8 protein-coding genes and 1 pseudogene are annotated in these 12,239 nt (G+C 61.0%); 4 read left to right on the top strand and 5 right to left on the bottom strand.

Going from position 1 to position 12,239, the window contains the following annotated elements; translation table 11 throughout:
* Positions 1-48: 48 nt before the first annotated feature.
* Positions 49-355: pseudogene (locus AADZ78_RS03845) on the bottom strand (glutaredoxin family protein).
* Between the two features lie 93 nt (positions 356-448).
* Between AADZ78_RS03845 and AADZ78_RS03840 the strand changes: the two are divergent.
* The 4 genes from AADZ78_RS03840 (at position 449) to AADZ78_RS03825 (ending at position 5,139) form a co-directional block, all read left to right on the top strand.
* On the top strand, positions 449-736 hold the full coding sequence (locus AADZ78_RS03840) for a WXG100 family type VII secretion target (RefSeq protein WP_275580698.1): 288 nt from the start codon (positions 449-451) through the stop codon (positions 734-736).
* Complete coding sequence (locus AADZ78_RS03835; RefSeq protein WP_085250405.1) at positions 729-1,019, top strand: WXG100 family type VII secretion target; 291 nt, start codon at positions 729-731, stop codon at positions 1,017-1,019. Before AADZ78_RS03840 ends, AADZ78_RS03835 begins: the two co-directional genes overlap by 8 nt.
* Before the next feature lie 690 nt (positions 1,020-1,709).
* Positions 1,710-2,933, top strand: coding sequence for an IS110 family transposase (locus AADZ78_RS03830; protein ID WP_204903464.1), 1,224 nt, complete (start codon positions 1,710-1,712; stop codon positions 2,931-2,933).
* 568 nt (positions 2,934-3,501) lie between these two features.
* Positions 3,502-5,139, top strand: a complete 1,638-nt coding sequence (locus AADZ78_RS03825; RefSeq protein WP_085248516.1) for an IS1634 family transposase — start codon at positions 3,502-3,504, stop codon at positions 5,137-5,139.
* Between the two features lie 551 nt (positions 5,140-5,690).
* Here AADZ78_RS03825 and AADZ78_RS03820 read toward each other — a convergent pair.
* The 4 genes from AADZ78_RS03820 to AADZ78_RS03805 all read right to left on the bottom strand — a co-directional run bounded on the left by AADZ78_RS03820 (position 5,691) and on the right by AADZ78_RS03805 (position 11,699).
* Positions 5,691-8,621: an RND family transporter gene (locus tag AADZ78_RS03820; RefSeq protein ID WP_085248375.1), complete on the bottom strand. Its 2,931-nt coding sequence runs from the start codon at positions 8,619-8,621 to the stop codon at positions 5,691-5,693.
* The gene (locus AADZ78_RS03815; protein WP_239655261.1) at positions 8,618-9,061 is read right to left on the bottom strand and encodes an MmpS family transport accessory protein; all 444 of its coding nucleotides are present in this window, start codon (positions 9,059-9,061) and stop codon (positions 8,618-8,620) included. Before AADZ78_RS03815 ends, AADZ78_RS03820 begins: the two co-directional genes overlap by 4 nt.
* 290 nt (positions 9,062-9,351) lie before the next feature.
* Positions 9,352-10,653 carry a UDP-glucose dehydrogenase family protein gene (locus tag AADZ78_RS03810; protein ID WP_085248371.1) on the bottom strand — a complete coding sequence of 434 codons (1,302 nt, stop codon included), beginning with the start codon at positions 10,651-10,653 and terminating at the stop codon, positions 9,352-9,354.
* Positions 10,654-10,730: 77 nt separating this feature from the next.
* Positions 10,731-11,699 (bottom strand): NAD-dependent epimerase/dehydratase family protein, encoded by a 969-nt coding sequence (locus AADZ78_RS03805; RefSeq protein WP_085248369.1) that lies wholly within the window; start codon positions 11,697-11,699, stop codon positions 10,731-10,733.
* Between the last annotated feature and the right edge of the window lie 540 nt (positions 11,700-12,239).

Below are 12,239 nucleotides of genomic sequence, written 5' to 3'. Positions count from 1 at the left end.
AGCATCACCCGGCCGGCTCCCTTGCTTTCCCAGTAAGTGAACTGGTGTCTACGGTAGACGTTTGTCAGCTGGGCTACCAAATATCGGCGCCGGCAAGATCCGCGCGCAGCCGGGCCTCGTCGACCTCCCAATAGCTGTGCTCACGGCCGTTAAGCAGGATCACCGGCAGCCGGTCGCCAAACTCGGCCCGCAGCCCAGGATTGCCCGCCAACGCCGCGCCGTCGACATCGGTTGTCGATAGGTCAAAGCCCAGCTCAGCGGCCAGTTCAGCGAGCTGGGCGTGGGCCCGCCCGCAGATGGCGCACCCATCACGGGTCAGCAATTCCACCTGCGGCCGGCCTTCGGACTGGCTCATGGGTACCAGTGTGGCATTTTCATGGCTGCTGAATTGCGGGCAGCGTCGGGTCACCGTTACGTTGCCGCTGTGGCTGCTGAGAACACATTGCGGATGGATCCGCAGGTGATGGATGGCTTTTCCCAAGCGCTGCGCGGTGCCGCCGAGGACCTGCGGAATCGGTTGACTGAACTCGACGGCGAGGTTGGCGCGATGCTGGAGGGCTGGCGCGGCGCATCGGGCAACGCCTACACCGCGGCCTGGGAGCTGTGGCATCGCGGGGCCGGCGAGGTGCAACTCGGTCTGTCGATATTGGGCGGGGCGCTGGCTCGGGCCGGTGTTGGCTACCAGCAGAACGAGGCGGCTGCTCAGCAAACGGTGCGAGCGGTTGGCGATGCCTGAGGAGTTTCGGGTAGATCCCGAGGCATTGGCCGACGCGGTCGCGCAGATGGCCGAGTTTGGGCGCTACGCCGAAAGCCTGCTCACCGAAATCGACTCTCTAGTAAGCAATTTGCACACTACATGGTCCGGCGAAGCTGCCGCGGCACATGCCGAAGCGCACCGGCATTGGACCGCCGGCGAGGCGATGATGCGCGAGGCATTGGCTCGGTTGCGGGCCGCCGGTGCGACCGCGCATGCCAACTACACCGGCGCGATGTCAACGAATTTGAGCATGTGGTCATGACCTGATCTCAGGACCCTGCAGGCTCGAGATTGTCGTGGCGCCGGCAGTCCCACGACCTGACTTGGCTCACGTTTGAGTGAGCGTGCAGGGCGGGATCCGGCCGGGTTTCACACTCCCGACTTGGCTCATGGTTCGCAGCTCGGCATCGCTGGAGCCCGCTGACTTGTGAGTTTTCTTCGGGACGCGTCGAAATTGTGCAGTAAACCCAGAGCTGCGGCGCGCCGCTGGAGTCTTCCTGGTGGGCCGGTCACTCAAGCGCACCTGGACGCGACGATAGCGAGCCAGGGCTACTCCGAACTGCGGTGGCGCGCACCATGACTCAAAATTTGGCGCGAGGTTCTGCTCTGGCTGTCTGTATTGCTCTGTAGTCACATCTGCAACTCTGGCCCGCGCCGGAGGCCATGGTCTTCCTGCCCACCTAATGGGAATGGATCGGCTGTAGTCGTTGACCGTGCTTTATGGATGGTCATCGGCGAGGCTGATTGGTGAGCCGCCGGCCGGTGAGCACTATTGCCCACCAGGAACGATTGATTCCTTCGGCGTAGACCGTTGCCCCGGTCCGGTCGTGGGTCACTTGTAGCGCTACTGGGATGTTGTGCCATGCGAGCACTGGACCATTAGGCCGCAGCCGGGTGGCTTCAGGCTCGAACAAAGAGTAGTTCGATCCAGTGAGGAGAAGGTGGTGAGGTGATGTTGTTTGTTGGCGATGAGTGGGCCCAAGACCATCACGACGTGTATCTGATGGACGAGGCTGGCGCACGTTTGGCCGCAACGCGATTACCTGAGGGGTTGACCGGGATCGGGCAGTTCCACGAGTTGCTCGCCGAGCATGCCGACGATCCCGGCGAGGTGATCATCGGGATCGAGACCGACCGCGGCATGTGGGTGGGTGCGCTGGTCGCGGCCGGTTATCAGGTGTACGCGGTCAATCCGAGGTCGGTGGCCCGGTACCGAGACCGCCATGGGGTTTCGGGCGCGAAATCCGACGCCGCTGATGCGAAGTTACTGGCCGATCTGGTCCGCACCGACCGCCACAACCACCGCCCACTCAGCGCCGATAGTTCGCAGGGCGACGCGATCCAGGTGCTGGCCCGTGCCCATCAGGGCCTGATCTGGACGCGGGCGCGCCAGTCGGCCACACTGCGCGCCAACTTGTTGCAGTACTACCCGGCGGCCCTAGAAGCGTTGCCCAGTCTGGGCGACCGGGATCGCGACCGCGACGCGCTGGCAGTGCTGGGCCGAGCTCCCACCCCCACACAAGGTGCCCGATTGAGTCTTAGCAAAATCGGATCGGCGCTTAAAGCCGGTGGGCGCCAACGCAACATCGACGAACGCGCTCGCCAGATCCAAGCGGCCCTGCGCACCGAGCAACTGGCCGCCCCCGAGGCCGTCACACAGGCCTACGGCGCCATCACCAGCGCCACCGTCAACGTGCTGATCGAACTCACCGATCAGATCAGCCAGTTGGAAACCACGCTGGCTGAGCATTTTGAAAAGCACCCGGACGCCGACATCTACCGCTCCCTGCCAGGACTTGGTGTCATCCTCAGCGCCCGGGTGCTCGGTGAGTTCGGGGACGCCCCGAACCGCTACACCACCGCCAAGTCTCGCAAAAACTACGCCGGCACATCACCGTTGACCGTCGCGTCGGGAAGACAAAAACTCGTGCGGGCCCGCTACGTCCGCAACGACCGCCTCTACGACGCCATCGACCGCTGGGCGTTCGCCGCCCTGCAATGCAGTCCCGGTGTGCGCGCCTACTACGACCAACACCGCGCCGCCGGCGACACCCACCACCAAGCCCTACGGGCCTTGGGTAACCGCCTCGTGGGCATCCTGCACGGTTGTCTACGTCACCAAACCCTCTACAACGAAGACACCGCCTGGGCCCACCGACAACTCACCGCCGCTTGACTCTTCCAACGTACCCGCGACAACTGGGGTTTCTGCAGGTCATTCCCGAAGCAGAGGGCCGCGCGGTCAAGACCCCACGGCTGCGTTTGTTTTTGCTTGTTTTGAAGCTTCCTGGTCCTGGCTGGGCGGGCGTCGAAGTCGGCGTCGGGGTCAAGGTTCGGGCGCAGCCCGACCGCGTAGCGGCCGTAGGGCCTTGACGGCGGCGCCGTTCGGCGCATGCTGTTCAGGGCAAGGGAGATCGAGATCGCTTGTGCTGCTTTCGGCTTTTGGGGTTGACGATATTGGTCGTTGACGCTCTTCAGTGCCCGGTTTGCCGGGTTGCGGCCCAAACCGACAACCCACCGCCGCTTGACTCTTCCAACGCTGGGATGTCTATCCGCGACAACGCGGTTTGTGCAGGTCAACGCCACCGCGAAACCCGCACGGCCACCACCAACGTGGGCACAACACCGCAGCTCAGGCCTGAGTTTGGACACCTCCGATGATTTTGACGCTGCGTAGTTCCCTGACCTGGCATTTTGGCCGCGAGGGTGGGTGTTTCGGGGTACTAACCGGGTAGGTTCGTGCGGTGGCGTACGTGCGGAAGGTGCGCACTGCCTCGGGTGCGGTGGCGGTGCAGGTGGCGCACAAGGACCTTGGCCGGGTAGTGATCCTGGCGCATCTGGGTTCAGCGCATACCGATGCTGAGCTGGGCATTCTGCTCGATGCGGCCCAGCAGATGGTCCTCGATGGCCAGGCCGCCCTGGATTTCGAAGTCTCCGCCCGCGCCCAATCGGTGGCCGATGTGGCCGACTTCCGGGCGCAGTCGCTGATCGCAGAACAGCCCAAGCCCACAGCCCCCGCACCCGTGGTGCCGCCAGGTCGCACGCTGGGCACGAACTCGCGGCTGCTTTATGACGTGCTCGCCCATGTGTATGACTGGCTGGGTTTCGACGCAGTCGGCGATGTGGTGTTCCGGGATCTGGTGATCGCCCGGATCGTGGAGCCGACCAGCAAGATCGACGCGTTGCGGGTGCTGGCCGATCTCGGGGCAGCGCTGGTGTCATATAAGACGATCGACCGCCACGTCCGCAGCATCCATGCCGGTCCCGCTCGGGATGTGGTCGCCGCGAAATGCTTTGAGCACTCCCGTGATTGCGGTGGCCTGTCGCTGTTGCTCTATGACACGACCACGCTTCATTTTCAGGCCGAGCACGAAGATGAGCTGCGACGGGTCGGATATAGCAAGGACCGCCGCGTCGACCCGCAAATTGTCGTCGGACTGCTGGTGGACCGCATGGGGATGCCTTTGGAGATCGGCTGTTTCGAGGGCAACACCGCTGAGACGACCACCATCGTTCCGATCATCGGCAGCTTCGTCGAACGCCACCGCCTGGCCGGCATTCCGATGGTGGTGGCTGCTGACGCCGGGATGCTCTCTGCGACAAACCTCAAGGCCCTCGACGATTTGGAGTTGTCGTTCATCGTCGGGTCCCGGATGACCAAAGCCCCTGGAGATCTGGAGTCCTATTTCCATTGGAACGGCGATGTTTTCACCGACGGGCAGATCATCGACACCGTCACACCACGGCACGGCAACAACACTGTCAACGACTGCAACAAGCGCGCTGAACCAGTCTGGGACCCCGAAGCTCATCCGGGCGCCTGGCGGGCAGTCTGGGCGTATTCGGCCAAGCGAGCCCGCCGCGACCAGAAAACCCTGGCCGCCCAGGAAGCCCGCGCCCGGGCCATCGTCGACGGCACGAGGCAGGCCAAGGCCGCCCGATTTGTGACGGTCCGCGGCGATGACCGCACCATCGACGAGGCCAGCCTCGCCCGGGCTCAATCCCTCGTAGGTCTGAAAGGGTATGTGACAAATGTGCCGGTCACAGTGATGCCAGCCACCGAAGTCATCGCGAAGTACCACGAGCTGTGGCACGTGGAGAAGTCCTTTCGGATGTCAAAGAGCGACCTCGAAGCGCGGCCCATGTTCAACCGGATGCGCGATGCCATCGAAGCTCACCTGACCCTCGTCTTTGCCGCCCTTGCCGTCTCTCACGTCATCCAATCGCGCACCGGGGTATCCATCGCCAAAGTCGTCAAACAACTACGCCCGCTACGCAGCGCCACCATCACCATCAACGGCGCCACTCAGACCTTCCCACCAGCGATCCCCGAGGCCGAGCGCAAAATCCTCACCGACCTCGGCTTCAAACCCGGGTACTAAGCCAAATGTCCAAACTCAGGTGAAGCTTCCTGGTCCTGGCTGGGCGGGCGTCGAAGTCGGCGTCGGGGTCAAGGTTCGGGCGCAGCCCGACCGCGTAGCGGCCGTAGGGCCTTGACGGCGGCGCCGTTCGGCGCATGCTGTTCAGGGCAAGGGAGATCGAGATCGCTTGTGCTGCTTTCGGCTTTTGGGGTTGACGATATTGGTCGTTGACGCTCTTCAGTGCCCGGTTTGCCGGGTTGCGGCCCAAACCGACAACCCACCGCCGCTTGACTCTTCCAACGCTGGGATGTCTATCCGCGACAACGCGGTTTGTGCAGGTCAACGCCACCGCGAAACCCGCACGGCCACCACCAACGTGGGCACAACACCGCAGCTCAGGCGGTTGTCGCTGCAAGCCGGGCGCATCGGGTGGTCCACCGGGCGCAGCGACACATGTGACTGTTGTGACCGTGCGATGTGCCCGATCTATGTGCGCACCAACTTGACCCGAGTCACGTTTGAGTGAGCGTGCAGGGCCGGATCCGGCCGGGTTTCACAGTCGGAATTCACAATCAAAGGTCGGGATTCACACCAGATCGATTCGCCGATGCCGGCGACTTACCGTTGGGCGGCGGCAGCAACAGGGCACGAACCAAACGACGCGGCCCCGCGGAGCGGAGCATCCGGCTGGCCGGGCGCGGACGCACCCGTTGCGGCCACCAGAACCAGCGGCCGAGCAACGCGGCGATGGACGGCGTCATAAACGACCGCACGATCAGCGTGTCGAACAACAAGCCCAGGCCGATGGTGGTACCGATCTGGCCAATAATGCGCAGATCACTGAACACAAAGAGGGACATCGTGACGGCGAACACCATGCCGGCGGCTGTCACTACTCCCCCGGTGCCCGCCATGGCACGGATGATTCCCGTATTCAAACCGGCGCCAATTTCCTCTTTGAGCCGGGAGACCAGCAACAAGTTGTAGTCGGATCCCACCGCCAAGAGCAGGATCACCGACATCGCCAACACCATCCAGTACAACTCGATGCCGAGAATGTCCTCCCAGACCAGCACCGAAAGCCCGAAAGAAGCGCCCATGGAAAGCAGCACGGTCCCCACAATGACCACCGCGGCGACGATACTTCGGGTGATGATCATCATGATGATCAAAATCAAACTGATCGCGGCGATGCCGGCAATCAGGAGGTCGTATAGGGCACCCTGTTGAATATCCTTGAATGTCGCGGCGGTGCCACCCATATAGATGGCGGCCCCCTGCAAGGGAGTTCCTTTAATCGCCTCTTCTGCCGCTTCCTTGATCGGGCCGACACGAGAGATGCCCTTTTGCGACGCCGGATCTCCGTCCAGCGCGATGATAAAGCGGGCAGCCTTGCCGTCCGGAGACAAGAACATCTTAAGGCCGCGCTTGAAATCTGGATTCTCAAAAGCCGACTGCGGCAGATAGAACGAATCATCGACTTGTGCGGCGTCAAATACCCGGCCCATCGCACCGGGATCCTTGGCGTTACTCGTGTCCGACTGCTTATACAGCGAGTGCAGCGTGCCGTGCCAAACAATCAGCTGGTCACGCATGATCGTCATCGTATTTATCATTATTGGGATCTGCGCGCGTACTTGCGGCAACAGCGTAATGAGAATATCCAGATTTTTGACGAGATATTCGAGCTTTTCACTCAACTGGTCGACGCTATCGAACATGTCGAATATCTGTCTTATCGACCAGCAGAGCGGGACGTCGAAACAATGCTTTTCCCAGTAGAAATAATTGCGGATTGGCCGGAAGAAGTCCTCGAAGTCCGCGAGGTGATCTCTTAAGGAGTCCGTAATGTCTGCCATGTCGTGCGTCAGGTGATCCATATTCACCGTGGTATCAATAATCTCGCCCATGAGCCTATACATGGTATGCATCGTGTCGATGGTTACATTCATGCCATCGATCTCCACCAACATATCGTCCAATCGATTTCTCATGAACTGCATGTTCTCGCTATTCGACACACTTTGCATGCTGATCACGAACGGTATCGAAGTGTGCTTCATGGAAGTGCCCAATGGCCGCGTGATTGCCTTGACTTGTGCGATACCCGGGGTGTGGAAAATACCTTTGGCCACCTTGTCCAGCACCAGCATGTCGACGGGATTACGCATATCGTGATCGGTCTCGATCAGCAGCACCTCGGGGTTAAGCCGAGCCTGTGAGAAGTGTCGACCCGCAGCCGTATCTCCGACATTGGAAGGCATACTGGCCGGCATGAATTTGCGCAGATCGTACGTCGTCTTGTAGCTAGGCAAGGCCAGCAGGCCAATCAGAGCAATCAAGACCGACATGGCGAAAATCGGCCCGGGCCAACGAACAATTGCCGTTCCCACCCGGCGCCACCGCCGCGTGTTCATCCTTCGCTTGGGATCGAAGAGCTTGAAAAAACTGCCGACCGCCAACACGGCCGGGCCCAGCGTGAGCGCCGCCAAGACCGCAACCAGCATGCCTATCGCAGTTGGAGCGCCGAGCGTTTGAAAATAGGGCAGCCGGGCGAAACTCAGGCAATACATGGCGCCGGCAATGGTCAACCCCGAGCCCAAGATTACGTGGGCGGTCCCGTGAAACATCGTGTAGAAGGCGGTTTCCCGATCTTCACCGGCGTAGCGCGCCTCGTGGTAGCGGCCGAGCATGAATACCGCATAGTCAGTGCTGGCCGCAATGGCCAAGAGTACAAGCAGGTTGGTTGCGAAGGTGGAAAGGTTGAAAACATTGTGATATGAGAGAAAGGCTATGACCCCACGAATTGCACCCAAGTCAATTCCGACAATGATCAAGACAAGAATCATGGTCACCACGGAACGGTATATAAAGAGCAGCATTAGAGCGATCACCAAGCTGGTTATCAAGGTGACCTTGGCGATGCTTTTATCGCCGGCCTCGGATTGGTCCGCATTCAGCGCGGTCGGACCGGTAACATAGGCCTTGACCCCGCGCGGTGCCGGTGTGGTGTCCACAATATGCCGCACCGCGGCTACCGACTGATAAGCTGCGGTTTCATTGTCGCCAACGAGATAGATCACGACATAGGCGGCTTTATCGTCGCTGCTTTGCGATCCCGCCGCCGTCAACGGGTCACCCCAGAAGTCCTGGATATGCGCAACATGCCGAGTATCGGCGGACAGCCTCTTCATCAGCTCGCTATAAAAGCGATGAGCCTCGTCACCGAGTGGCTTGTCGCCTTCCAGCACAATCGTCACCGCGTTATCGGAGTCAAACTCACCGAAAACTTGGCCGACATGCCTGACCGCCTGAATCGACGCGGCGTCCCTGGGACTCATCGATACCGAGTGCGCTTTTCCCACCTGTTCCAATTGCGGCACGGTGAGATTAACGATGGCGGTGAGCGCCAGCCACAGCAGGACGATCACTGCCGCAAACCGGTGGATCATCCGTGGCAAAAAAGGCCGTTGCGAAGTTGGGTCGGCGTCTCTTCCGGTCATGCCGCCGACACCTGGCAGACGGTCAGAGCTTTGAGGCCGGTCTCCGACTGTTCGTCCTTAACGGTGCCGTTAACGAGGATCCGGCAGCCGATCATGTCGCTGTTGCTCTGCGCGAAGAGGTTGACGCTGACCGAGGGCAGCGTTGTCGAGACAGTTTCGGACCACGGCAGCGGGATGTTTTCCAGTTTTTGCACCTTGGCATCAGGGTCCAGATAGGTGATTCTTGCGGTCCGGGCGGGGCCAAAGACCTCGTAGGTCACGCGCTTGGGGTTGAACTGCGGGGCATCGTCGTCAGCCTTGACCTTGACAACGGGTTGCTCATGAACGCCGAAGATCCGGTGCAGCCGATAGATAGTGGATCCCGCGACGACGGTAACCGCGACGACGGCCAGCAGCAGCCATGTTCGTTTTACGACGCCAGTAACCCGAATCATCCTCACCTTCGTGCTCCGCCACCGGTAATTGCCTGCTCGATCGAGCGTCCGGCCACTGCTCGGACTCTCGCCGAGTTGGAGCTGGAAGCGCCGATCGCTCGACCCTGTACCTCCCGAAAATGTCCAATGTGCGTATTAGCGTGATGTCTTATTGCGCTAGCACGTAGACGCTACCGCTGACGCGGTAAGCATCGCTAAGCATTTCGAAATTCGAATAGATCTCGTTACGGGCTCGCGCACGATCGGCACCGCAGGTGATCCCCCGCTCCGGTGCTGCTCTGGCGCGGATCGCACCATCACTCGCATGACCGTCCGACCCCGATCCAGCGCAAACCGGCCTCGGTGAGGATATCGGGATCTAGCAGATTGCGGCTGTCGACCACAGCACGCCGTGTCACCCCGGCGGCCACCCGTGACCACTCCAATTTCCGGAATTCCGGCCACTCGGTAAGTACAACCAACACCGCCGCGTCCTCGCAGGCGTCGTAGGCCGACTTGACTATGGTCAGAGCGTTCGTCCAGCCCGGCGCCGGCGTTGCCACGGTGGGATCGTAGGCCCGCACCACCGCTCCTTCGGCGACCAAGCCGTCGACAACAGCGAGTGCGGGTGAATCTCGCAAGTCGTCGGTACCCGCCTTAAAGGTCAGCCCAAGAACTCCGATCGCGGATCCCGTCAGGACGCCGCCGGCTGCCTCGCGTATTTTGTCCACCACCAACCGGGATTGCCGGGCATTCGTCTCGATCGCCGCATCCAGCAGCGAGAACGGCATCGCGACCGACCGCGCCATGTGACGCAGGGCGGCGGTGTCCTTGGGTAGACATGAACCGCCCCAGCCGGGCCCCGGATTGAAGTATCCGACACCAATCCGCGCGTCGCGCCCGACTGCATCGAGAACCACCACGCCGTCGGCGTCTAGGACCTCGGCCAGTTCGGCCATCGCATTCGCGTAGGACAGCTTCAAGGCCAGGAAACAATTGGCCGCGTATTTGGTCAGCTCCGCGGTGGGCGGGTCAGTGACTACGACGTCACTACTGATCCCGTCGTAGAGGCCGAGCACCCGCTCCGCCGCTCGCGAATCGTCGGCACCTATGACGATCCGGGACGGGTGGAAGAAATCGAAGACCGCGGTGCCTTCGCTCAAGAATTCCGGATTGCTCACCACTGCGATATCCGGGCGGCCGATCAGCGCCGCGATGCGCCGTGTGGTGCCGACCGGCACCGTCGACTTGGCCACAACGGCACATCCGCTGGGCAACAACGAACCCAGTAGGCGCACCACAGCCCACACCGCGGAGAGGTCCGCGGCGCCGTCCGCCCCGAGCGGCGTTGGCAGGCACAGGATGACGTATCCAGCGTCGGCGATTGTCACTGCCAGATCGCTCCGGAATCGCAGATCACCCGACAGGACGCCCTGCTGAACCAGTTCCGGCAGGCCCTGTTCGACAATCGGCACCAACCCGGTTGTTAGCGCGGCGATCTTCGCCTCGTCGATGTCGACGCAGTCGACGGTATGACCCAACGATGCCAGGCAGGCCGCAGTTGTGAGACCCACATAGCCGGCACCGACAACCACAACCTTGTCGCTGACGTTAGGCATGATGCTGATCTATGCAGGATTGCTGATATGGGCAGTGCACGAAGCCAGCCTCTGAATCGTTACCAACCATCGTCGGATTACTTCGCAATTCGCACTGACGATTGAAACCAGTCAAGAGTGCGGCTCAAGCCCTCGCGGAGTCCAATTTCCGGACTCCAGTTCAAGAGTTCGCGCGCCCGGGAAAGTTCGGGGCAACGCTGTGTCGGATCATCGATCGGCAACGGCCGGTGCACGACTGAGGCTCCAATGCCGGTGATGTCGCAGACCAGCGTTGCAAGTTCGGCGATGGTGGTCTCTTCCTGATTGCCGAGATTGACGGGACCCAGTTCGCCAGAAAGACGCGCGAAATCCAGAATCCCCTGGGTCATGTCATCGACATAGCAGAAAGACCGGGTCTGCTCGCCGTCGCCGTAGATAGTCAACGAGGCACTCGACAGCGCCTGCCATACAAAATTCGACACGACCCGTCCGTCGCCAGGCCGCAGCCTGGGGCCGTAGGTGTTGAAGATTCGCACTATGCCGCCGTCCAGCCCGTAAGCCCGGACGTAGGCGGCGATCAGCGCCTCCGCGTATCTTTTGGACTCGTCATAGACACTGCGCGGGCCGATCGGGTTCACATTGCCCCAATAGTCCTCCGACTGTGGATGCATGAGCGGGTCTCCGTACACCTCGCTCGTGGAGGCGTGCACCAGCCTGGCACCCTTCTCGAGCGCCAAATCGATCACATTCTGGGTACCGACCGATCCGGCATGCAGCGTCTCGATCGGCCGCTTCAGGTACTGCGGAGGCGACGCCGCACACGCGAAGTTCAGGATGAGATCCACAGGACCTTCCACCGTCCAGTCACAGCAGACGTTGGTCACCATCATCTCGAGATAGGGACGACCCAGATGTTTCGTGAGATTCTGCGGCGAACCCGTCGATAAATCGTCAATCACTACCACTTGCCAGGAGTCCAGAACAAGCGCATCCACAAGATGGGAACCCAGGAATCCTGCCCCACCGGTCACTACGGCACGCCGATTGGTCGATTCAGCTTTCGACATTCGACTTCCTTCGTCAGCTATATCGGGTCGCAGAGCCGTTTCCCTCGGGCTGGGCCGGTCCCTGCTTATAGCGCAGCCTCGTCAATCGCGTCGAGTCCGCCCGTTACCCCGATCGGCGACGACTTTATGACGAAAAGCCTGCGAGTTCGCGCGCTGATTTCCACGCCGAAAGCGCCCGAGTTCCCAGATACCTCGCCCCGAATTGCGGCGCCGCAGTGTCCGCGTGCGGGTATCTACGGATGCATAAGTTATACACTCTCCCGGGGTACTCCCGTCAAGAGCGGTCAGCGGCCTCCACCAGGCCCGAAGTGCGCATCACGATCGAATACCAGCCATACAGCAAAATCCAAGCAAAGTCACACCCTGGGCGAGGGTTGATCTCCTAGTATTGTTCCGCAGAAGTTAGTTAACTTCCGAACCTAAAATGGCGTTGGACGACCTAACTTTTGGCTTTCTTGAGTTCTTGTCGGCATCAGTAGATGTCGATCAACCCAGAGTGCGTCGTTGACCTTATATATGTTCGCGCGCCGCATGGGTGAT

Origin of the sequence: Mycobacterium riyadhense (genome assembly GCF_963853645.1) — a bacterium.
GTDB lineage: Bacteria > Actinomycetota > Actinomycetes > Mycobacteriales > Mycobacteriaceae > Mycobacterium > Mycobacterium riyadhense.
The sequence above is the reverse complement of the archived record's forward strand: the minus strand, read 5'-3'. Positions and strand labels throughout refer to the sequence as shown.

Excerpts from the sequence above, each read along its gene's own strand:
- AADZ78_RS03840 (WP_275580698.1), top strand. The coding sequence starts at position 449 with ATGGATCCGCAGGTGATGGATGGCTTTTCCCAAGCGCTGCGCGGTGCC.
- AADZ78_RS03835 (WP_085250405.1), top strand. The coding sequence starts at position 729 with ATGCCTGAGGAGTTTCGGGTAGATCCCGAGGCATTGGCCGACGCGGTC.
- AADZ78_RS03830 (WP_204903464.1), top strand. The coding sequence starts at position 1,710 with ATGTTGTTTGTTGGCGATGAGTGGGCCCAAGACCATCACGACGTGTAT.
- AADZ78_RS03820 (WP_085248375.1), bottom strand. The coding sequence starts at position 8,621 with ATGACCGGAAGAGACGCCGACCCAACTTCGCAACGGCCTTTTTTGCCA.
- AADZ78_RS03810 (WP_085248371.1), bottom strand. The coding sequence starts at position 10,653 with ATGCCTAACGTCAGCGACAAGGTTGTGGTTGTCGGTGCCGGCTATGTG.
- AADZ78_RS03805 (WP_085248369.1), bottom strand. The coding sequence starts at position 11,699 with ATGTCGAAAGCTGAATCGACCAATCGGCGTGCCGTAGTGACCGGTGGG.